At 37.3% G+C, this 21,564-nt stretch carries 21 protein-coding genes; 11 read left to right on the top strand and 10 right to left on the bottom strand.

What is annotated here, in order from left to right; genetic code table 11:
- Window positions 1–17: 17 nt before the first annotated feature.
- Window positions 18–269, top strand: coding sequence for an ATP-binding protein (locus ACK8HY_RS22975; RefSeq protein ID WP_416134978.1), 252 nt, complete (start codon window positions 18–20; stop codon window positions 267–269).
- A gap of 704 nt (window positions 270–973) precedes the next feature.
- Here the strand turns inward: ACK8HY_RS22975 and drt3b are convergent.
- From drt3b to ACK8HY_RS22950, 5 genes are all read right to left on the bottom strand, one after another.
- Complete coding sequence (gene drt3b, locus ACK8HY_RS22970; protein ID WP_416134977.1) at window positions 974–2,929, bottom strand: antiviral reverse transcriptase Drt3b; 1,956 nt, start codon at window positions 2,927–2,929, stop codon at window positions 974–976.
- Window position 2,930: 1 nt separating this feature from the next.
- A complete protein-coding gene (gene drt3a / locus ACK8HY_RS22965) occupies window positions 2,931–4,136 on the bottom strand; it encodes an antiviral reverse transcriptase Drt3a (RefSeq protein WP_416134976.1) in 1,206 nt (401 codons plus the stop codon).
- A 474-nt stretch (window positions 4,137–4,610) separates the two neighbouring features.
- On the bottom strand, window positions 4,611–5,738 hold the full coding sequence (locus ACK8HY_RS22960) for a DUF4238 domain-containing protein (RefSeq protein WP_416134975.1): 1,128 nt from the start codon (window positions 5,736–5,738) through the stop codon (window positions 4,611–4,613).
- A 135-nt stretch (window positions 5,739–5,873) separates the two neighbouring features.
- Entirely contained in the window at window positions 5,874–6,209 is a 336-nt protein-coding gene (locus ACK8HY_RS22955) for a hypothetical protein (RefSeq protein ID WP_416134974.1), read from the bottom strand.
- A gap of 149 nt (window positions 6,210–6,358) precedes the next feature.
- Window positions 6,359–6,877: a hypothetical protein gene (locus ACK8HY_RS22950; protein ID WP_416134973.1), complete on the bottom strand. Its 519-nt coding sequence runs from the start codon at window positions 6,875–6,877 to the stop codon at window positions 6,359–6,361.
- Between the two features lie 770 nt (window positions 6,878–7,647).
- Here ACK8HY_RS22950 and ACK8HY_RS22945 point away from each other — a divergent pair.
- Genes ACK8HY_RS22945 through ACK8HY_RS22935 form a run of 3 tightly spaced genes read left to right on the top strand, consistent with a single transcriptional unit; the run spans window position 7,648 to window position 13,498 of the window.
- Window positions 7,648–8,994 (top strand): peroxiredoxin family protein, encoded by a 1,347-nt coding sequence (locus tag ACK8HY_RS22945; RefSeq protein ID WP_416134972.1) that lies wholly within the window; start codon window positions 7,648–7,650, stop codon window positions 8,992–8,994.
- Window positions 8,991–12,137: a SusC/RagA family TonB-linked outer membrane protein gene (locus ACK8HY_RS22940; protein ID WP_416134971.1), complete on the top strand. Its 3,147-nt coding sequence runs from the start codon at window positions 8,991–8,993 to the stop codon at window positions 12,135–12,137. The genes ACK8HY_RS22945 and ACK8HY_RS22940 overlap by 4 nt, the downstream gene beginning before the upstream one ends.
- Before the next feature lie 5 nt (window positions 12,138–12,142).
- Window positions 12,143–13,498: a RagB/SusD family nutrient uptake outer membrane protein gene (locus ACK8HY_RS22935; protein WP_416134970.1), complete on the top strand. Its 1,356-nt coding sequence runs from the start codon at window positions 12,143–12,145 to the stop codon at window positions 13,496–13,498.
- Between the two features lie 48 nt (window positions 13,499–13,546).
- Here ACK8HY_RS22935 and ACK8HY_RS22930 read toward each other — a convergent pair whose 3' ends face one another.
- The 5 genes from ACK8HY_RS22930 to ACK8HY_RS22910 all read right to left on the bottom strand — a co-directional run bounded on the left by ACK8HY_RS22930 (window position 13,547) and on the right by ACK8HY_RS22910 (window position 16,754).
- Entirely contained in the window at window positions 13,547–13,915 is a 369-nt protein-coding gene (locus tag ACK8HY_RS22930) for a hypothetical protein (RefSeq protein WP_416134969.1), read from the bottom strand.
- Between the two features lie 261 nt (window positions 13,916–14,176).
- Window positions 14,177–14,353 (bottom strand): hypothetical protein, encoded by a 177-nt coding sequence (locus ACK8HY_RS22925; RefSeq protein ID WP_416134968.1) that lies wholly within the window; start codon window positions 14,351–14,353, stop codon window positions 14,177–14,179.
- A 195-nt stretch (window positions 14,354–14,548) separates the two neighbouring features.
- Window positions 14,549–15,229, bottom strand: coding sequence for a hypothetical protein (locus ACK8HY_RS22920; RefSeq protein ID WP_416134967.1), 681 nt, complete (start codon window positions 15,227–15,229; stop codon window positions 14,549–14,551).
- Window positions 15,230–15,276: 47 nt separating this feature from the next.
- Window positions 15,277–16,272: a helix-turn-helix domain-containing protein gene (locus ACK8HY_RS22915; protein WP_416134966.1), complete on the bottom strand. Its 996-nt coding sequence runs from the start codon at window positions 16,270–16,272 to the stop codon at window positions 15,277–15,279.
- Between the two features lie 92 nt (window positions 16,273–16,364).
- The gene (locus tag ACK8HY_RS22910) at window positions 16,365–16,754 is read right to left on the bottom strand and encodes a hypothetical protein (protein ID WP_416134965.1); all 390 of its coding nucleotides are present in this window, start codon (window positions 16,752–16,754) and stop codon (window positions 16,365–16,367) included.
- A 289-nt stretch (window positions 16,755–17,043) separates the two neighbouring features.
- Between ACK8HY_RS22910 and ACK8HY_RS22905 the strand changes: the two genes are divergently transcribed.
- The 7 genes from ACK8HY_RS22905 to ACK8HY_RS22875 all read left to right on the top strand — a co-directional run bounded on the left by ACK8HY_RS22905 (window position 17,044) and on the right by ACK8HY_RS22875 (window position 21,230).
- Window positions 17,044–18,189: a hypothetical protein gene (locus tag ACK8HY_RS22905; RefSeq protein ID WP_416134964.1), complete on the top strand. Its 1,146-nt coding sequence runs from the start codon at window positions 17,044–17,046 to the stop codon at window positions 18,187–18,189.
- Window positions 18,190–18,292: 103 nt separating this feature from the next.
- Complete coding sequence (locus tag ACK8HY_RS22900; RefSeq protein WP_416134963.1) at window positions 18,293–18,685, top strand: helix-turn-helix domain-containing protein; 393 nt, start codon at window positions 18,293–18,295, stop codon at window positions 18,683–18,685.
- A 347-nt stretch (window positions 18,686–19,032) separates the two neighbouring features.
- Window positions 19,033–19,716 (top strand): DUF6266 family protein, encoded by a 684-nt coding sequence (locus ACK8HY_RS22895; RefSeq protein ID WP_416134962.1) that lies wholly within the window; start codon window positions 19,033–19,035, stop codon window positions 19,714–19,716.
- A 71-nt stretch (window positions 19,717–19,787) separates the two neighbouring features.
- Window positions 19,788–20,342: a DUF6266 family protein gene (locus tag ACK8HY_RS22890; RefSeq protein ID WP_416134961.1), complete on the top strand. Its 555-nt coding sequence runs from the start codon at window positions 19,788–19,790 to the stop codon at window positions 20,340–20,342.
- A gap of 14 nt (window positions 20,343–20,356) precedes the next feature.
- Entirely contained in the window at window positions 20,357–20,800 is a 444-nt protein-coding gene (locus tag ACK8HY_RS22885; protein ID WP_416134960.1) for a DUF5675 family protein, read from the top strand.
- Window positions 20,801–20,812: 12 nt separating this feature from the next.
- Window positions 20,813–21,073 (top strand): hypothetical protein, encoded by a 261-nt coding sequence (locus ACK8HY_RS22880; RefSeq protein ID WP_147430341.1) that lies wholly within the window; start codon window positions 20,813–20,815, stop codon window positions 21,071–21,073.
- Window positions 21,060–21,230: a hypothetical protein gene (locus ACK8HY_RS22875; protein ID WP_416134959.1), complete on the top strand. Its 171-nt coding sequence runs from the start codon at window positions 21,060–21,062 to the stop codon at window positions 21,228–21,230. Before ACK8HY_RS22880 ends, ACK8HY_RS22875 begins: the two co-directional genes overlap by 14 nt.
- Window positions 21,231–21,564: the final 334 nt, after the last annotated feature.

Below are 21,564 nucleotides of genomic sequence, written 5' to 3'. Positions count from 1 at the left end.
ATCAATTAGTAACGTAAATTAGAAAAGTCCAATCTCAGCTGTCGGAAAAATGGGCTACTTACACCGACACTCGGCTTGCACTGCTAGATATATTGGAAGACAGGTATGGAAATAGTTCTGTTGTCATAACTTCTCAGCTACCGATTGAAGCATGGTACAACTTTATTGATGAGCCAACACTTGCGGATGCGATAATGGACAGATTGACAGCTTCCGCACACAGACTCTCGCTACAGGGCAAGTCTTTGAGAAAGAAAAAAAATCATTAAGTTTGAAAAGTTAATACAATCCAGCTGTAAAATAGCTTGGGTTATTGGTCACTAAATCTGGTGTACTTTCGTCCGGAACCTGTGGTGTACTTTTGTCGGAATATTCAATCTTGCATATTAAATGAGAAAAGAAGGTTCAAATTATTATTTACTGTGATTTTTAAAATGGTTTTTATCATAAAGCAACCCAATATGAGTCGCCCTCTAACAGTATTCAGGAGTTTACTTGGGATTTCAATTAACTGGATATACTTGAACAAGCTGACCCCTCAAAATTGAATTAAAAACAGGTAAGTCTACCAATCCATGGTTATACGTTGAAGAATCATTAGTTTCCGAAAGCGTATTTTAATATTTATTCAGTATTTAAAAAAAGGGAAGGCTTTATATGCAATTTAATAAAGAAGGCTGGAAGTAAACTCCCAGCCCGCATTTTGTAAATATATTATTAAGATAGAAAACTACCTTTCGAAGATATTTCCAAAACGTGTTAAAGTATTCCAAGCTTTCGTGTGTGGCTGTAATCTAAATTACTCTAAACAACAACCTTCAATTCAACCTCTGTCATCATTACTGTTTTTTATTCGCGATTATAAACAGTAATTACAACCAAAGTTCTCTTGTGTTATTATACTTCATTCTAGTAAACCATAATAAAAAATGAAGTAAAGTCGCCCTTGTTCAACAATAACCAGAATGAATCTCTAGTAGCTAGAAGTCCATTCCTTTTTCTTTAAAACTCTTTCTAAATCTATATCCTGTTTCCAATTCATAAACCACTTTTTCTGTGCTTCAATTTTATCAATCTCGGCTTTAATTTCTGCATTACTTGCTGAAAGCAGGACATATTTTGATCTTTTCATTATTTCTCTTTTATCCTTTTCATCTATATATGGACAGTTGATTGTGTCAAAGAATAATAATGTGAATTCAGATTTTAAAAATACATTTTCTTGAGTGAATCTTTTAATAATCTCATCGATTATTTTCTTTTTTAATGACACAAACTCAGGCTCATTTTTAAAATAGTATATCAAAGTAGTAAAGTGAAAATAATTTAAGTTATTCAATTTATCATCTTGCAAATTAAAATAATCTGAAATTTTCTCAGGGCTAAACTGATATTCACTTCCCAGCTTTTTAATAGCAATCAATAGGTTTATTGTTTCGATACTTGTTTCATTTTTAACTTGTTTTCTGTGAAAATTAGTTAAAATAAACTCGCTATCCCTATAAATCTTCGAATAAACAGAGTGTTTAACATCTAACTTATTTTTCTTTTCCAAATATTTCACCAATAATACTATTACCTGAGCTACCCTAAAGGTTGTATTTGTATTGATATTGACAGAATAACAGTATAAAATGATATCAAGTAACATTAAGAAAAAATTTTCACTTCTCTCAATACTATACAACTTGATATCGTCTTTTAATAATTCAACAAGTTTTGATTTAAAAAATCTAACAACATCTTTACTTAAAGAATCATATGTTAGATTGTTTCTTTTTACAATCGTCTGGAATTTCTTTATAAAAGTTTGTGATAAAACATAAGGCTTATTAACTTGTTTTATCTGTCTAACGGTATTGTTATCAATTATATTTTCTTCAAATAGGTTAGCATAAAACTCAATCAAATATTCTTTTATTTCAAGTTTCCCAACAGCAATATCAGATAAAAACGGAGATACCTTAACATCTCCTTTATTTGGATTTAAATATAACTTATAAAATTGTAATTCTTTTTGAAAAGTCTTTTTGACAATATCGAGGGTTTCTGAATTATTTGAAAAAACAAAATAATCATCAACATACCTTCTTACGTCATAATCAATTCCAAACTTTAAATTATGTTTGTCAAGCTTAGCCAAAACATTTAAATCTATCTGCTGCAGAATTATTTCAGCAAATATTCTAGAAATTTCAGGACCTACAACAATACCATTGGTTTCATTATAGTTAGAATGTTGCATTAATTTATCGAAGGTATTCTCAAATGTACTTTTAGAACTATTAATTTTAGCTGATTCTTTATCTTTTACGGCCCAAGTGACAGAATGCGTATAAATATGATAGAAACATTTACTAATATCAAATTCCATGAAGAAATTATAACGTTGTTCTAAACGTTGAAATTCGTTTCTTTCATAAAACTTATAAATTAAATCTATTGGTTTATAAGTATAGTATGATTTTATGTATTGAGATTCTGAATCCAAAACTTCCGGTTCAACTTCTTTATCAGGATTAATTATGTTTTCTTCTTCAAACACGAAGTTTGGAGAAAAGTAGAATTTGGCAATCTTATTAATTTTTCTTAATGAAAAGGGACTTTTTGAACATAAATGTAGCATTAGAGAATCATAATTCTCGAAAAGACTTATAAACCTTTTTTGCGTAAAAGGGTGAATTACACTTAAAGTTCGAGTATCTCCGATTATATTCTTTTTAATGTCATAATTAAAGGGCAAAGTAAACTGTTCATTCCAGTCCTTATATTTAGAACCACGAATTTTATTCTCAAAATATTCGAGCTCCCCATTTTTTAGAATACTATATAGCCCCTCATTGGAAAATAACATTGGTACTTCATATGGTAAAAGCTCAGTTAGAATTATCCGAGATTTGTCCTCTTTATTTATTTTAATTTTCCCCATTTTACCAACATTTTATTATTTGACCCATTTCCACAAAACTAAAAGAATTGTATGTTTTATTCTCGTATCCAGCGATAAAGCAATGCTTTTTTAAAATATCTCTGTTTGAAGTGGATAACTTTGGAGCTAGTTTAACACCTATACTTCCTTTCTTACAGTAAATTAATTTTTTGTGAAAAATATTTAATTCCTTCAATATACTTAAATTGTTCACATGTGTATAATTGAAATATATTCCTGCTTTTAAAATACTACCGTCATTTGTTTTACTAATTCCATAATTACCTGTTAGAAATTTAATTCGCTTCTCTAAAAGTTCAAAATCATTGTTATTAATATAATCAAGATATGATTTGATAATTCTAGTTTTAATCTTTTGAATTTTTTTATCAGCAATACTTATTTGTAGTTTGTTTTCCTTATTATCTAAATAAAACTTATAACCTAAATATTCAATATTATTATGTATAGGTCTTTTATTATATCCTTTTTTCAGGATTTTAAATTTTGAGCTTTCGATTAATTCAGTTTTGTCTGTATTGATTTTTAAACCCAATTTTAAATCAGAAATAATCTCATCCAAAGAGTTAAATAAGTTAATTGCACCTTGTTTACTATTCAGGAAAATTATTATGTCATCTACAAATCTTGCATAATAATAAACATCTTTATGCCTCTGTATTGACTTGTCAAAATTTCTCATATATATCTCCGACAGAGTAGAACTAATATTTAAACCTCTTGGAACTCCTGTATTAGAATTTATTTTTGAATGTTCAAACATCTTTTTTAAAAGAAATACGGAGTAATATGAAAGCATTGCATCATTTTTCAGTTTTTTTAAGATTCTATCTCTATCAATGCTTTCGTAGAACGCTTTTATATCAGTCTTTATAACCCAAAATGGTGCAGTTTCATTCAACAAAGTCTTTACTTGGTGGATAATAAACTTACGGTTTGCTTGCTCATCTTTATAAATTCTTTTTATGTTGTCATTTAGTTTTCTAACAAGTAGTTTTTGTGATATATCCTCGATAAAATAGTACTCGCCATTAGTTTTTATATCGAATTCAAAACTTTCATCTAATATTTTTTCCTCAAGTTTATCAATTTCCAACGCAACATCATCCATCTCTAATCCATTTCGGATTAGCTCTCCTTTTTTTAAATATTTTAGTAATTCTTGGGCATTAAAGTTTTGTTTCATTTCGAATAACTATATGGCTATGATGATTGATAAAATAAAGTCTAATTATTTGCAATTATTCCTTTTATCAATAGCTAAATTACAAAAAAGCTAATATTATTTACATTTACTTTTTTGATTTTTTATTTGTTGTAGAGTTGCAAAACAAGGGAAAGTAGTGTGCGGTCGGTCTAATCGATGGACAACACTATGACTTCTTCGTGGCCGCTTTGCATGTAACCTTAAGATTGCCGGTGAAACTTTCTCGTCGAATCAGAACAAATATACGTTTAAAGCTGTAACGGATGTGTGTGGGTCATTTCTTTCATGACCGTGTCGTTTGAATAATGGAATATAAATAATGCTATAGAATTATTCCATTGACACAGTTTACATTACAGTCTCAATTACTCCGGAATTCCCAACTGGTTATTAATATTTTCCAAAGAGTAGATATTAAGCCTCCTCTCGAAAAATTGTTTGTGCTGTTTTAGGCTATTTGATATTTCTCGGTTGAATTACATAAGGTGCTGATTTTTTGTCTCTTATTTTTTCAAAGTATTGGTATTCCTGTATCTCTCGCATACAAATTATTTTGGTCAAATCTAATTTTAAACTTAATACTCCGCTAAGATATTTGATACCATCAATTTCTAATCTTATGCATAAATCTGTGGTTCCCAATTTGACTAATCTTTCATCATCATTTTTAGAGTCAATAATCCTGCATTTTTCATTATTAATCTCGTTTGCTCTTTTAAACTTTGATGAATAGTTTATGATTTTACTTAACATATGGTCGTTTAAATTTTCATCAAAATATAAATTTTGAATACAGTTCAAATACTGGAGGGCATTAAATTGTATAACATCTTTTTCATTACTTAGTATAATTTTATTTGCCTTTCTTGTACCCACTTTGTATATCTGAGGGTCGAAAATACATATTAATAACGTCGGAGATATGGGGATAAAAATTTGAAGTCCTTTTGCCCCAAATCCGGTTTTCCCAAAAGGCCATTTCATTCTCTCTAGGTATGAGTTATACAATGCAATAGGAAAATCTGATGCTATGAAGGGCATTTGTGTATTATTTAATATCAATTTTACCTCTAGGTCCAGCATCAAACGACATAGGTCAAACAAATTTTTAAGATTTAAATGAAGGCTTTCTTCTTTTTCCATTTCTGGTATTTCATATTTTTCATAATCATCAGGGGAAAAAAGTAGTTCGAATGATTTATTGATCATTTTAGTTATGCCTTCAATTACTGTTGGATTTCTAGAAAAAGTACAGCTTACAAAAAGAAGCAAAGTTGAATAATCATCAGCATATTTAGATCGGTCATCTGAATATCTTTTTGGTAGCGTATGTGTTTGTTGAATATTCTTTAAAACTTTGGCAAAATCACCCTCGATTTTTGAGAAATAATCTTCAATCTTCCCGTCCTTTCCATAGTAAAATTTTTTTGAGGCTTGATTTTTTAAAGGAGCATGCCTTATAGTTTTTTTATTATTTATATTATAAACTCCTATTTCCTTTTCATTTTTTTTTATTGAAAAATATTTTAAGTAAAATTTCGGTAAATAATGCTGGTTTTTCTTTTCAGTGATGTATTCCATGGAAAATATATTTTTAAAAAATATACTAAATAATGTTCTTATTTGACATAGTCTTTGTTCAGTATTATAAGATAGAGCTCGTTTATAGAGCTATGAAAACAGAAGGGTTGTTCAAGAGAGGGTGGATTCGATTCCTCACTCCACAACATCTGCATCAAAGACCTCAAAAACAGTCTCATCATTGATATCATAAATACCCCACGGTTTTTCAAGAGATATTTTAATGATCTTTCTTTTTATTTCTTTTCCCATTTTGGTAGTTGAGATCTCAATACGACGTTCTAATATTTGCCTAGGAACAAGTGTCCAAAAAGGGTAGGTTGTGTTTTCATCCCAATATTGACCGGTTAAAACAGGGACTTTTTCTTCGATGATGTGCACATTTCCTTCGACACCCTTAAATTCAGCTCTTACAAAGCCGGGATAATCGTTGCTAACGCAATCGGTGACTTTTACACGCAAAAATCCCATCTTAGCAAAATTCTCGTTTGTACATGATTAACATTTAACTTATCTCTCAATTGGATAATGCTAGGAACCTTTTTCTTTATCATATAGTTTACTTCGAGAAAGCATAACCCATCGTTATGAGGTAATGAAATCCTTCAAAAAGACTAAAATTATTTAGATTTATAGACATTTACTTCATTGCCATCAACTATCGCAGTACCAGCGACAGCAATGTATTTACTGTTCCTCCTCATAGAACTAGATATATATGAGCTAGAATAATTCCATCCCAAAGATTCAAAAAGCTTTTTGATTTTATCGACTATCATACCTGTTGAACAAAACTCTTTGTTATTCAATAGGTGATAGGTTATCGCATAAGTGATGCTTGGTCGTTTTTCTAACAAGCTAGAATACGCAGCATTATTCTTATGGATGTGTTTTAACTTATTACGAGAATCAGCTTCAATCACCATGTGTTGTTTATTAAGTTCTATTAACGATTTGTCAAAAAATGAGCTTGCCACATTAATTGCATCTATGTCAAATAATGACTGTCCTTTCCTTATCCTAGATAGGGTTCTAGTTGATTTCTCAATAAGATTTGCAAAATCAATATCTTCAATGCCATTACTGTCAATTAGCTTTAGGATATTTTCAGTAATTACTTTTCTATTTATAGTGTTCATAAGCCAAATATGGCTCACTATCGAATTACAAAAAGTGACATTTAATTCTTTTTTTGCAATTTGTTTCTTATCTTTGGTTTAGGAAGAAAGCACATGCTTTCGGAAGGAACTTAGGTATTTAAAACAAAGAGTCTTGCGGCTACATTTTCTGACGCCGTAACGCAAGGCAGTAGTTATGGATACCCATGTCTATTCTTATATAAAAGCTTTTATTATATTTGCTTAATAAGATAGATATGGGGCTACTGTTAGTCTGTGTTACGTTAGGCGTCAGAAACTTAATTTGTGGCCACAGCATGTAGCCCTTTATCTATCAGAGCTAATGTATGCCTCAAGACTCGTTAACCAATAGCGAGTTATGATTTTTAAAAACAAACATTCAAATATTTCAATTCCTCCTTAAATTATTAGGAGTAAAGGTCGTTATGACCAAATCCGAAGCTTGTCCGTGTATCTATATCATCTGCTGTGTAACCAATTATTAGACAACTTAATCGGAACATTTTTATAAACTAATTTATGAGCCTAAGCGCGTACGCGCGCGTGGGATAGGATGGGTATTGCTTTATTTTTTTGCAATGCCCAGTTTCCCCAATAGGTGCCAATCATTTTAATGCCTCAAAAATGAGCCAAAAATCAATTAAAATGCGACCATTGGAAATAGCATTTCTCGAAACATATTATAATGGATATGATCCATTAAAAACTATTACAGACTTCCTGTCCAATCATTCGATCAACGAATACCACAATCTTTTAGCAATAAGCAGATGATGAAAAGATCAAATTCATTAATTGCCTTATTGGATAAGGTGGTCAATATTCCAGTTATACAGATTACAATCTTAGTAATCTTGTTCAATCTAGTTTCTATGTTTAGTTTATCGGCTCAGACGCCCCGCAAGGACAGCGGGGCTGATGGGCTGAAAATAATCAAACCACTGAAAATTGGGGATACAGTACCGGATGAATTTTGGACTACAGCCTTAAATTCTATGTACGACAGATCCAATAGGAATACAGTAACTCTTAATGAACTCAAAAATAGAAAACTGATCATTTTGGACTTCTGGGCTACATGGTGTGGTGCCTGTATTGGATCAATACAAAAGTATGTTAAAACAGATGCGTATGCTGATGCAGATATAGCATTCCTCGGTGTCACTTATCAGGACAAGGAAGATGTCACCAAGTTCAACGAAAGATTTAAGCTTAACTTTCCAACAATAATTGGCGATACAGTGCTAAGCGCTTATTTTCCATATAGGATAATTCCGCATGTCGTAGTCATCCAACAGGGGAAAGTTTTGACTATTGCCCACTCTGAAATATTGTTACCTGAAAATGTCCAAAAATTGAAAGGGGGTAAATATGAAGAATATCTTGCAAAGAGCGATATCCTTAATTTTGATAAAACCAAATTCATCCTGGACCAAAAAAACAGTAGAATTAAGGATGCTATAAAATCTAGGACGGTTATAATGGGGCCTATAAGTGGACTTTCAGCGTTTGGATCTTATAAAAGGACTGATAGCACACAAAGGCTCTACCTGACAAATCATAGTCTATTGTTTGCAATGTATAAGCTCCTTGATGTTTATTGGCATAACCGGATCTTTTTAAAGATAAGTAATGAAGATCAATTCGACTACTTCGGCTTCGAAGATCAACAAAAATTTCCTTACACTGTATGGTTAACCAAATATGGTGCTGGCTTAGAATCTATCGCCCCATTGAACATCCCAAAAAAGGAATTAAAGTGGAATGCATTGATCGCACTGCTCAATACAAATGGATATGACCTTGCAGTCGTTGACAAAGAAGTTGAAACCAAACTGATATATCCAACAGGAAATAAAAAGTTACACGCGCCAGCCGATAATGTGACGATTGAAGAACTGTTGAAGTCGCTGAATTACCAGCAAAAGGATATGCGAAGGGTTCCAATCTATTTATCCAGTGATTTAATCGATAAACAGGACAGGATTTCTATAGATCTCCGTAGAATAAGGGATGAGGAATATTTACAGAACATATTGTCTAAATATGGGCTAAAAATCAAAAATCAGCGCGCTAAACAATCAATCATAGAGGTAACAGAAAGGAGAAGCTTATGAAAACGACTTACTTAATATTCTTGCTTTTCATTTTTATCAAGACGGTGAACGGCCAGGCTCAGGTAATAAAGATAAAGATCACCGACGTGGATAGCTTTAATCCGCTGGAAGAGGTAAATGTCAAAGGACGAGATTTTGTCGCAAAAACTGACCATGAAGGATATTTTCTTTTGAACAAGTTTAATATGGATAGCTTGACCTTTACGCATGTCAGATACAAAACTGTTACGATTGCATTGAGTCAGCTGCTTAAAGACAAGTCTGTCACTTTGGCCAGCAAAGATAATATGCTCGAAACAGTTACAATTAATACAGGATATCAGAAAATAAATCAGCGTATATCCTCTGGCGCAGTCGATAAAATTGATCTCCAACGAAGCAGGGATGTATACGGCAGCAATATATTTCAGAAGTTAGAAGGCAATTCACCGATCCTATTCGATAAGACAGGCGACAGCAAACGGGCGATGACCATCCGTGGATTGAGCAGTATCAATAATACAAATCTTCCCCTCATCGTGCTCGATAATTTCCCCTACGAAGGTGATCCGAACTGGATCAATCCCGAAGACATCGAAGACATCACAATATTAAAAGATGCTGCTGCATCGGCTATTTGGGGTACTCGTGCAGGTAATGGGGTTATAGTAATCACGACGAAAAAAGGGAAATACAATTCCCCGAATCGGGTCACAATAGCAAGCGGTGTCCAGGTTCAGAATAAACCGAACCTTTATTCCTTAAATCGGATTTCTTCTTCGGGTGTTGTAGATCTTGAAAGCTTCCTGTTTGAAAAAGGGCGTTATGATAATCAAAATTCCTTCAACATGCCTTATCTTTCGCCTGTAGTAGAGCATTTAATAGCCATTAGAGATGGGATAGGAGATCGAAAGGATCATGAGGAGGCTATAGCGAACTATCGGAAACTTGATGTCAGGGACGATTACAGTAAGTATATGTACCGAACGGCTGTCAACCAATATCAGAACTTAAGTATTGAAGGTGGTGGCAGGAACTTGCGTTACCAATTTTCTGCGCGAATGGACAACAATACCGGCACACTGGATGAAAAGCTGAAGAAGAATTTAATAAGGACGTTTATTGAGATTGAACTGCATCCAAAGATCAGGCTTTCAACTGATCTTCAATATGTAGACAATAAATTTCAAGAAGGAAGAACTGCTTATAGTCCATCAAACGGTAGACCATACCTCATGCTTGCAGACAACGATGGCAATCCAATTAGACAAGCTAAAAATAGGGTAGGATATCTTGACACTGTAGGGCAAGGGCTCTTAAATGACTGGTTCGAATACCCGCTGATAGAATACAAAAAAAAGCATTCTATACTCGCATCAAATATGGTACTGGCAAATGTGACAGCTGATATCAAACTATTGAAGGGGCTGAATCTGCAGGGGAACTATGGTTTTCAGTTTGTATCCAGCCGGGATAAGCAACGTTATGATGAGGATAGTTATATGGTCAGAAATCTGATCAATTCCTATGCTACGGTAGACTATGCCAAACGAACCGTAACATCGGCAATTCCTAACGGCGGTATTTTGGATCAGTCTGATCAGATACAAACGACGCATAATGTGAGATTTGGTGTTAACTATGAAAAGAGGTGGCGTGGTTTCTTGTTTACAACTTTACTAGGAACGGAGTGGAGACAGGCAAATGCCGAGAGTGTACAATACAGATTCTATGGATTTGATCCCGACACGTATACTGTTTCAAAAGTAGATTACCGGAACCCATACACTCACTTTATTGATAAATCGGCCATTTATGTTCCATATTTAGATGATAAGCACCTTAAAATAAATCGTTCGAGATCTCAATATGCAAATGCATCGGTTTCTTATAACGGTAGGTATGTACTGACAGGGAGTGTTAGGCGGGATGCTTCAAATCTATTCGGTGTAAAAACGAATGAAAGATGGCAACCGCTCTGGTCTATCGGCTACAAATGGAATCTTTCGGAAGAGCATTTCTTTAATATAGCATGGATAGATGCGCTGAGCTTACGCGGATCATATGGTATCAGTGGAAATGTGGATCAATCGCGCTCAGCCATTACAACTATTCGCTACACAAACCCTGACCGTTATACCAACTTGCCGCAGGCTATTATTTCCCAGTACAGCAACCCTGATCTAAGGTGGGAGAAAAATACGATATGGAATACTGGAATTGATTTTTCATTTATGTCGGGTAAGATCAATGGTTCTCTGGACTATTACAAAAAATGGGGAACTGACCTTTTTGGCAGGTATCCCGTGGATTATACGGCTATACCAAACAAGGGCGTACTTCGGAATATTGCCGCAATGAAAGGCCATGGTTTTGACCTGAAACTTAATGGAAATATCCCGCTTGGAAATCGTGTTTTCTTTACGCCCCAGTTTATGATCAATTTCAATACCGATAAAGTCACCGATTATTATTATGAGGGCAATTATGCTTATGAATTTCTAAGTTATGGTACTTCAGTAACGGGACAGGTAGGCTATCCGGTATATTCTATTCTCGCATATAAGTGGAATGGGCTAGACGCCAACGGAAATCCTGTCGGGGAACTGGATGGTCAGCCTTCGATCGATTATCCAAACATCAAATTGCAGGATAAATCTGTACTCGAATACAAAGGTACTGTAGTTCCGCGCTATTCGGGTTATTTTAACCCCGGTATGTCTTTCGGAAACGTTGATGTCTCCGCAAGTTTCCTATATAAATTAGGACACGTATTTAGGCGGACTCCAGTAGGATATAATGAATTGGTTGCCATGGGGGGATTAGGTGATGGTAGTGGGGATTTTGACCGAAGATGGAAATTGAGCGGTGACGAAAACAAAACAGATATACCTTCTTTTATTTACCCTGTTGATACCGAGCGCAGCTCTTTCTATCAAAGTTCTTCTGTTTTGGTTGAAGATGCAAGCCATATACGTTTACAGAATCTTTCTGTAGGATATAAATTCAGGATCAATAAAACTGTTTCCGGAAGGCTATTCTGCAATGCAGCTAATCTGGGAATTATTTGGAGAAAGAACAATAAAGGAATTGATCCCGATTACCTTTCACAATTCAGGCCTAAGAAACAGATTTCTCTAGGCATTAATTTGACTTATAATTAGTAAAAATGAAAACGTTCAACTATTTTTTATATCTATTGATCATTCTTCAGATTTCATGTAAAAATTTCTTGGATGAAAAACCTGATGCCAGTCTAAAAGAAGCCAATAGCCTCGAAGACCTTGATGCGCTATTGAACAATACCAAGGTCATGAATTATTATAGCATGGGACTTGGCGAGGCTTCTGCTGATAATTATTACCTTGACAAATCTAGCTGGGAAGCATTTGATCAGCATGAAAGACAGTTATATACATGGGGAGAAGAAATCTTCTACCAGTTTTACCTCAATCCTTGGCTGGATTATTATAAGAGCATATATTACAGCAACCATGTATTAGCCAAATTGGATAAGATTGCTTCTGAAAAGAAAATAGAGGGGCGTGCAAAGGAGCTTAGGGGAAAGACATTGTTCTTTAGGGCATTTGGTCACTATAAGCTGCTTTCCCTCTTTTCTAAAGCGTATGATATAGAAGCTTCTAAAACTGATCTTGGCATTCCTTTAAGGCTGAGTGATGATTTTAACATACCTTCCGAAAGGGGAACAGTAGAGGCATGTTATCAACAGATACTAAAGGATCTTCATGAAGCGGAAGGTTTATTGCCATTGAAATCAGATAATATTCACTTGCCGTCAAGGATATCAGCTTATGTGTTACTTTCATGGATTTATCAGGCACGAACTGAATTTGATCAATCAGTTCTGTATGCACAGAAAGCACTTGAAATCGATGGCAAACTTAAAGATTATAAAGAGTATTCGCAGGAGGCCAGATATCCGTTTTTTGGTTTTGATGACGAAATCGTTTATATAGTGGCCGGAGGAGGAATTTATAACATGCTTGGAAAGTCCTATTGTAAAATTGATACATTATTATATTCTTCATATGACACACATGATCTTAGAAAGAAGCTGTTTTTCGAAAGAAATAATGATGGGTCTTATAATTTCAAGGGATCTTACGTCGGCTCCCGAGGGCTTTTTATGGGACTTACAGTAGCGGATGCCTACCTCAATCTGTCGGAAGGACTAATACGGCTGAATAAAATAGAGGAAGGACTGCGATTTCTTGAAATTTTCCAACGTCATCGTTATGATGAGACTTATAGCCCGCCGCTTGCGTCAATGTCGCAAGAGAGCGCCTTAAAACTAGTTTTGGATGAGAGACGAAAGGAATTCATCATGCGGGATTCTAGATGGGGAGATATCAAACGTTTAAATAAGATTGATGATGGGGTGATTATTCCTGCTCGCAAGTTAGGTGACAGCGAGTTTTCGCTTAAGAGAAACGATAACAGATATGCGTTACCATTACCTGCTGAAATCATTGAACTGACAGACATGCCCCAAAACCCAAGATAAAACTAAAAGGAGGGGCAGCCGAGCTGTCCCTCCTTAAAAACTATCCCATTAATTTGAAAATGCCGGTCTTTCGGCTGCTTCGTAATCATCAGGATTATCGGTCACATTACCCAATGACATGGCCGGTTTTGTAGCGTCGGATGGGTGTGGAGTATCTTGAATTTCACAGATATATATCCCGTCACCGCATTCCACCTGTCCATTACCAGGTTTGGTTAATGCATAATTATTGCGGTTATTAACATCCGCAGGAGTTGTACTATTTAGTTGATAATAGTACGTTTGAGTAGCAGGTTGCTCCTCGATAATACTAATCTTCTTTTCCATTGCATTCACCGCGAATGCGATACCTAGTACTAAAGTCAATGCCGATCCAACGGTAATTAGACTTCTTTTAATGATCTTTTTTGAAATCATGGTTGTGGTCTTTTTTATAATAGCAAAAAAAGGTTGCCTCAAAAAACTTTGATTAATTTTATGTTGTGGGATGTCTTTTAGCAGACCTCGCTGGCTGGCTTTGCATCCCGATGCGCTGCCTGCCTGTTCCCAGATGACCCCTGAGGGCCATCCGGGATTTCCGTGAACAGTGCCCCTTTACGGTTGTGCAACGTTCGCTGTACAACTCTCTTCTGGGCGAAGGCAATCCGATGCGGCAAAGTGTCCAGCTGAAGCTTGTCTTTAACCAGTCTGCGGACCAAACCCTTGGGCATAAACAGCAGATGCACCTGCGTCCTCAGGGACGAATACAGCTTCCCGATCCAGCGGAAAAGGGCTGTCATCATGTTCAATATATGGTGCATTCTGTTCATACAACTTTGTTTTACCTGATCCATTTGTCTGTTGGCAGCGGCGCATCCTTAGCGCGGCCTGCCCACTGGACTTTTATTATTTCTTCGTTTTTATCCCGCTAAATTTTCGTCGTTAACTTATACCAAAGTTCGCCAGTAAAAAGCAGGTGGACTTGACCGAATCTGGAGTCGGGTATATACAGGTTTGAAATAATGATAGGGTGTAGCAATAAAAAATCCCCTTGGTAAGGGGATGATAGGGCTAAGTTTTCAGGGGAATTGTGGTTGCTTCCTGGATAATCTCATCGATGAATGACAGACATTCCTTTTCGCTACTAAAATCTGGATAAATTTTGCGATCAATCCGATAAAGTATATGATCGCGTATGTCGTCTTCGTCAAAAGCGGAACAGATAATTACATACTTATGTGTTAGATCAATCTTGGAAAGTAGATGGTTTACTTCAAAATATTCTCCGCCACTGCTCAAGATTAATATGTCGGCTTTGGCGGCCGACAATTCTAACGTTTCTTCACGAATTTCTATTAAACTAGGGTGTTTGGGGAGGGTTGCCGAGATATTCACTTCTGATGGATTAAAGATCTGCCATATCATATAGCTATAGCTCTTTTTAACAGGTAATGGCTGCCGTGGTGAATCTACCTTTTTCGCATTGGACAAAAGGTAATAAAGCATATGCCGTGGTTTATAAATGTAACGAACCTCTTTGGCTGCCTTGAGTAGATCTTCATCAAGCTGATAATTTTCCGGAAAATGGGACGTTGCTATTTCAATAATATTAAGCATAGGGCCATCCATTAGGGAGTTATATTGACTACAGACTTCGGTCGAAATACCTGGTTTCTCGTCAAGTGGTTCCGTTTCAAAAAATTTTCTGAGAGCTTTAGCAAATCCCAAGGCTCTTTGAATTAATTCTTTCATGATTGTAGGTTACAATTGCTAATTTAATAATAAAGATTTATAAATAATTATTGGTTATTACGCTTAAAAAATTCCGTTGTGGTCATGCCCGTTTTCTTTTTAAAAAAGCGGACAAAACTGCTGGGGGCGGAGTAGCCCATTTCATAGGCCACTGCATCGGTATTCATACCATCAGCAATATACCGCTTGGCGAGATCCAGCATAAATTCTATTTTCAGCTCCTGGGGACTTAGGCCATAATAGCTGTGGATAAGAAGATGCAGATAGTCCTTACTGATATTGAGCTGCACGGCAATGTCACTTAGTTTGAAACCCTGCCCATACTCAGCTACAGCTTGTTTAATGGATGCGTAGGCTTCTTTGGATTTTAAATGCGATTCAGAAATTTTGTCGTATTCCTCAAAGATCTTTTCCTTCGAAAGCTTGATCAGTTTCTTTATACCCCAAAGGATATTGACCTCACTGTCGAGGTCGCCTCTTTTAAGATTGCTTAAAATGGTTTTGATCAGTAAGCACGTGCGATTGCCAACTTTAAAGTCTATACTGCTGCTACTTTGATCGGATCCATTCCGAAAGTCGGCAATCAAGTCATATAAATAAGGAAATGGCTTCTCATTACCATCACGGAATATTGATCCGCGAAAATAAAAGTTAAATACAAAATGCCGGCCGGATGGTACCCACAGCTCATAATCTCCTTCGGGCAGATAAAAAAAACGTCCCCGTTGTGGAGCAATGGCTTGACCGACATGTGTTTTCTTATCCGAAAGGACAATACCTTGTTCGCCCTCTGGGAGATAGAGCATATGCATATCGTTTCCTTTAATCTCGATAGGGATTCGCTCCGTAGCCTTAAGGTCAAAATCCAGACAGTTGATAAAGCCCACAAGACCGTCAAACTGCTGGTGAAGTATATAGCCGACGTTACTGCGATAGGCTATTGGAGGTACAGCCGCAAGCTTTAAATATGGAATAAAATCCGGAGGCATGTCATCGACTTTTTGGAAGCGCTGGCTTAGTCTAAAATGTGTATTCTTTTTCATAATAAGGTGATTAAGCTAAATATTGGCGATTTTGGAAGGTAAAGGAAGAAGCAGGGTTATCGGAACTGCTTCATACCTTGAGCTACCTGTAACTATGTATCGTAACTGATCTTAATCATAAGCGGTATCCGTAAAGTTTTTCCATTAGCGCTATCGTTCAGGTCCTGCCAGTCTTCAAGACCAAATACTTGGGTTTCCTTGCGATCAGGAATATCTTCTCCTGGATCTTCCTTCGTAAAATTGACGATGTAGCCCGCTTGATAGGTGTTGGCTATTGCGATTGCAATTTTCAGCTTGAAATCTGGATCCATCGTCTCAATCTGCTGTTGTTGCCTCATGGTCAAGGCAAACCATTGATTCATCCAGGCATCAAAATCTGTTCTGATCAGATTGATCACAGCGGATTGTTCTAGAGCTGTTAACGTCATGAATGTCGCCTGTGCATTATCGACGCCAGTTTGGGTAAAGGGTTGTTTAAACATAATTATTTTTCGTTTTGATAGTTCAAAATTGACTAATTAATTATGTTTAAACAGCACTATTTCAGCTCAAAAGGGCTAAGGAAGGGTATTTATGCGTTTAAAACGCAGTTTTTGGGCTAAGGTAAAAAAATAGATACGTTAGCATCGCTTTATCGATTGTCATTAAAAAATAACATCAGCTTAATAATTAAGAAAATTGTAAAAATAATATAGAAATTGAGGAGGATAATTACAAATTAATTAGATTTAACTTGCTTAACCGATTAGAATTTGACGAAAAGTAACATTTATGAAGTTATTGAAAGAGAAAATTGCGCTGTTCATTGCGCATCTAAGCCTTAATTGGCTCATCTATGTTTTTATAATCATTTTTCCTTTTTTGTACAATAGGATTTCGATCAAGGAATACTTTTGGATAAATGGGTCCATCTTTGATGAGAAATTTGGAATACGCTATTTCCTCACAGTCGCCTTGATGGTCTTTTTGGCAATACTTTTTTACAAGATCGAAAAAAATGGCCGTTACCGTGATCGAAACGCACAATATACATGGAAACGTAACTGGTGGAAAATTCTTTATTTCTTTGGTCCTTTATCTTTTGGTCTAACCATTTTTATTGCCTTCACGATAGGCCTTTATTTTGAATTTGATCACAAGAAGGTATTTTCCCTACATCTATCAAGGCATTATATGTTATTTATCTTTATGTCTATCGTATATGCCTTTTGGTTTGAACGGCTTGCGGACAAGCGTAGGAGAAAGGCAGATAGTGCCAAGGCACTTGTGCTACACACTGATCATGCAGACCCACAATTACACTGGATGCAAGGGATCAATACTGTCATCGATTTCTATGCACGTGACACCAAAGATTTTGTAAAAGCAGAGCTGACCAATATATTCATGCGGCTCGAACAAAATATGCAGCAGCCTTCGGCCGACAGTGAGCGATTTGTGATTGTCGATACAGCTAATGCACCACTGGAATTGGCTTATTTCTTATTTTATCATAAGCGGTCGATTACGGCAGCCGCACAACGCAATGAACGTGGGCACTTTAAGCTGCACGCCATCGTATTTATCCGCTCTCATGCCAAAGGTGAGGCTTTTGTCATATTGACTGATGGATCGGAGGTGCGGGCCAATGGCATTATTGAATACCTCAAAAAACATAATTTGCGGCATTATTTCCCCAAGATCAGTAAGACTATTTCGGTCAATCTACTACACGTCAACCTTTCTTACCCAAAAAATGGACAATTGGTGGAGCTGCAAGCACAAACAAAACTGGCCATGTATGCAAATATACAAGATAACGAAATTGTAAAAATCGGGAGCATAGGCCCTCGGATGAAAGATTATGTAGGCGATTTTTGGAAAAATAAGGAACACTTGCCACACGAGGTTTGGGATGCTTATGTGGTAATAGACTGAAAAATGTCCCGATTATAAACCAGACTTACTGAAATGGGTGACGCTAAAATATAGCACGCCCATTTGGGATTTCGGCGGTATGTCGCCTCCTAAAGACCAATGTATGTTTTTTTCTAATGGTCATCCTTCATGCCAAGGATCCAGCTACCGCTTTGCCTCTACGACAGTTAATTTCCCAAATATTCGATTTGTTTATTCTTTTAACCAGCGTCCAACGGCGCCGGTTGATACTGATCTATATCATCAAAAACTTGACCGGGTCCTTGAGCTCCTGCAGGATCAGCACTATTCTGAACTCAACAAGATCATGGGTACGATGACAATCACCGAAGTCGCATCTTATCTCAGCAAAAGTGTGCGTACCATCGAACGGCGTATCGCGAAAGGATTTCTAAAAGCTGCCTACAAGGAGGGCAATGCGGATCTGTTTCTAAAAAAAGACGTGGTACAGCTCTACATCAGTGAATATAAACGGTGGCCTAGGCAGATGCCTTAGCTTCGGATGGTAAGCGGACCTGCTTCGGAATGCCTGCGGGACTGACCGATGATAGGGGCCATGCAGACCAGTAGTTGACCAAGCTTTCCCTGCTCAGATACTGGTCAAGGTCTGATCGCAGTCTGTCTATGATCTATTGCTCATCCGAAGCAGGTAGGAACCTGATCCGGAACAAGGGCCGAGTCTTCACTTATCGGCTAATTTTTTTTACCCGTTCTCCGACAGCCCTTCGACAAAAATCGGGATGCCTCCGACAAGTCTCCGCCGACCTGCTTTCGGCTCTTGACAAAGGGGGATGGGAGATAGTATGTTTGTCGAAGTAAAGCAATAAATACCGGTATAAATGAATGCTTTATGATAGTTTAACTTACTTAAAAACAAACAAAATGGCAACAATCAAAAATGGTGTAATCGGCAAAGCAAGTGGTAAAGTGGGCGCGGTGATAGCCTCGTCATGGAAATCCATCAATTACCTTAAAGGTCTGCCTAAAAAGCGCACGAAAGGGATGTCCGAAGAGCAGCTGATCCAACAGGAGCGTTTCCTGACAATCTCCAAATTCCTGATGCCGATCACCCCAATCTTAAAGGTCGGCTTTGGGCTCTCCAAAACGGAAACGATGGCTCCGACCAATGTAGCGATGCGGCTCAATATCGCACAGGCAATAACCGGTGTTTATCCAAACTTCGCATTGGATTATAGTAAAATCGACATCAGTACAGGCTCATACCTGAACGGTGGGGCCATGGCTGCAACCGTAGCGGGAGGAATACTTTCTGTCGACTGGGATACCACGCTCAACAGCCTTTACAAGACCAAGGCCGATGATCAGGTCATCATCCTGATCTACCAGCCTGAAAAGGATGAGTTTATGACGGCACCAACACCGCCGACGCGTGCCGATGGTACCATCGACATCGAGATTCCGTCACACCTGCTAGGCGGCAAAGGGCATGTCTGGATCTTCTTCACGGACCGCAAAGCAACCAAAGTGTCCAAGAGTAGTTATCTGGGCGAACTGGATCTGGCCTAACCACTAGGGGATTAATTGAACAGGAGGGGTTAGGCACTCCTCCTGATTTTGAATACATAACGATAAAAGATATGCGCGTGATTTCTGAGTTTAGAAAGCAGGATAAAGATCCGACACGTCGGCAGGCAGTACAGGAGCGTTTTAGGTTGGCGCGCAGATTTTTAAATCCGCTTTACCCGCTGATCCTGAAAGGTTACGGCAATAATAAGTGTTCGGTGCAGGCGGCTTTTGGTCGCGCCATGTCGCATACGCTGACCAATGTGATCAAAGGTGAATTCCCGGACTTTAGGATAGAGCCCTCGCTTGCTAAGATCAGCAATGGCATGTTGTCTCCGCTGGCGGTGAATAACTGCACGCGGACAGTCAATAAAATCCAGTTGACCTGGGATGCCTCCGAATCAAATATCAAGGAGTATAGCCAATGGGATGATCAAGTCATCCTCTGTGCTTATGATATCACCAGCGCGCATGCAGCCATCAATGAACAGCAGGTTCTCCGGCAGGATACCCAAATGGCAATCGATTTGCCATCCATCCTGCATGCAAAGCCAGTGCACCTCTACCTGTTCTTGCATGACCGTGAAGAAAAGCTGTATTCCAGGAGTCAATACCTCGGTCTTTTATAAAATAAAAAGATAGTATGAAATCAGTTGTAAACGTAAAACGTATCAAACAGGGAGTACATAGCACGGTGTCTGAAATCTTTGTCAACAACACATTCGTCTGCTATGGTCTCGAAAATATTCCACGGCCAGTAAAAATAAGAGGCGAGACGGCTATCCCAGCAGGACGTTATTCCTTAGGTTTTAATCGTGAGGGCGGGATGAATGGCCACTATTACGACGACTACCCAAAGCTACATCGTGGCATGCTTGAAATACTTGATATTCCAAACTTTAGCTACGTCTACTTCCACAAGGGAAATAGCTATAAACAGACCGCTGGTTGTGTACTTGTAGGATCCCAATATGTATTGGAGGATGGCGATTATCGTCTGTTGGCTTCAGGTGTAGCCTACAAAAAATTGTATTCCATCGTTGTTGCGCTCATGCTGCAGGGATTAGTGGATGTGGAGGTTCAGTGATGATGGCTCTTGTTGGAAATTAGGACAAAAAATAAAAATGAAAGAACAATGAAAAAAATCTTTAACAAAATAGGACAGGTGCTGCAGCTGGTGCTGGCGGCGCCTGTTAAACTGCCGGGTAAAGTCGGGAATGTATTAAAATACGTGGCCTTGGGCCTTGGGATTGTGGAGACAGTATTGGATCGGGAGGAGCCACCGCCAGAGGCTGACGACGTAACAGAGAAAGGCTCGAAGGAAGCGCTGGAAAGGAGTGGGGCCGATGAAGCTGAATGATATCCGTATCTCGGCTATAGGTGGTACGGTATGCTCGATATGGGCCAGTATCTCGCTGGGCGATGTACTGCAGACCGCGCTGACAGCGGCTCTGGGTACCTTGGTCAGTTTTGGAACGAGTAGGTTGCTTGCTAAATTGGGTAAGCGGAAAAGATGAATAGGTCAGCTAAGGCGTACAGGGTTGTGCGCCTTACGCATTTAGATGGGACTGGAGACGGATATATATAGGAATATCACGAATCGTGATTAAGAATTGAAACCTTAATGAAGGAAGGTGTAGTAAAGACATTTGCCCGAAGAACTGAGTTGGCAAACCTTTTGGCTGATGATTATTTGGATAAGAAAGAATAAAGTTAACACAATAGCTATTTAGCTAATCAATGAACTTATATACTTATTTTAAAACGGCCTCCGTTTTGGATAAAAATGGGACTGTCCCACTAAGTGTGTAAATAAAAAATACGGAGTTCAGTTATGTTCCTTATAACTGG

This window comes from Sphingobacterium sp. NGMCC 1.201703, assembly GCF_047784615.1.
GTDB lineage: Bacteria > Bacteroidota > Bacteroidia > Sphingobacteriales > Sphingobacteriaceae > Sphingobacterium.
Note: the sequence above shows the minus strand (reverse complement) of the source record. Positions and strands in the feature narration are given on the sequence as shown.

Excerpts from the sequence above, each read along its gene's own strand:
- drt3b (WP_416134977.1), bottom strand. The coding sequence starts at position 2,929 with ATGGGGAAAATTAAAATAAATAAAGAGGACAAATCTCGGATAATTCTA.
- drt3a (WP_416134976.1), bottom strand. The coding sequence starts at position 4,136 with ATGAAACAAAACTTTAATGCCCAAGAATTACTAAAATATTTAAAAAAA.
- ACK8HY_RS22960 (WP_416134975.1), bottom strand. The coding sequence starts at position 5,738 with ATGGAATACATCACTGAAAAGAAAAACCAGCATTATTTACCGAAATTT.
- ACK8HY_RS22955 (WP_416134974.1), bottom strand. The coding sequence starts at position 6,209 with ATGGGATTTTTGCGTGTAAAAGTCACCGATTGCGTTAGCAACGATTAT.
- ACK8HY_RS22950 (WP_416134973.1), bottom strand. The coding sequence starts at position 6,877 with ATGAACACTATAAATAGAAAAGTAATTACTGAAAATATCCTAAAGCTA.
- ACK8HY_RS22945 (WP_416134972.1), top strand. The coding sequence starts at position 7,648 with ATGATGAAAAGATCAAATTCATTAATTGCCTTATTGGATAAGGTGGTC.
- ACK8HY_RS22940 (WP_416134971.1), top strand. The coding sequence starts at position 8,991 with ATGAAAACGACTTACTTAATATTCTTGCTTTTCATTTTTATCAAGACG.
- ACK8HY_RS22935 (WP_416134970.1), top strand. The coding sequence starts at position 12,143 with ATGAAAACGTTCAACTATTTTTTATATCTATTGATCATTCTTCAGATT.
- ACK8HY_RS22930 (WP_416134969.1), bottom strand. The coding sequence starts at position 13,915 with ATGATTTCAAAAAAGATCATTAAAAGAAGTCTAATTACCGTTGGATCG.
- ACK8HY_RS22925 (WP_416134968.1), bottom strand. The coding sequence starts at position 14,353 with ATGCGCCGCTGCCAACAGACAAATGGATCAGGTAAAACAAAGTTGTAT.
- ACK8HY_RS22920 (WP_416134967.1), bottom strand. The coding sequence starts at position 15,229 with ATGAAAGAATTAATTCAAAGAGCCTTGGGATTTGCTAAAGCTCTCAGA.
- ACK8HY_RS22915 (WP_416134966.1), bottom strand. The coding sequence starts at position 16,272 with ATGAAAAAGAATACACATTTTAGACTAAGCCAGCGCTTCCAAAAAGTC.
- ACK8HY_RS22910 (WP_416134965.1), bottom strand. The coding sequence starts at position 16,754 with ATGTTTAAACAACCCTTTACCCAAACTGGCGTCGATAATGCACAGGCG.
- ACK8HY_RS22905 (WP_416134964.1), top strand. The coding sequence starts at position 17,044 with ATGAAGTTATTGAAAGAGAAAATTGCGCTGTTCATTGCGCATCTAAGC.
- ACK8HY_RS22900 (WP_416134963.1), top strand. The coding sequence starts at position 18,293 with ATGTTTTTTTCTAATGGTCATCCTTCATGCCAAGGATCCAGCTACCGC.
- ACK8HY_RS22895 (WP_416134962.1), top strand. The coding sequence starts at position 19,033 with ATGCTTTATGATAGTTTAACTTACTTAAAAACAAACAAAATGGCAACA.
- ACK8HY_RS22890 (WP_416134961.1), top strand. The coding sequence starts at position 19,788 with ATGCGCGTGATTTCTGAGTTTAGAAAGCAGGATAAAGATCCGACACGT.
- ACK8HY_RS22885 (WP_416134960.1), top strand. The coding sequence starts at position 20,357 with ATGAAATCAGTTGTAAACGTAAAACGTATCAAACAGGGAGTACATAGC.
- ACK8HY_RS22875 (WP_416134959.1), top strand. The coding sequence starts at position 21,060 with ATGAAGCTGAATGATATCCGTATCTCGGCTATAGGTGGTACGGTATGC.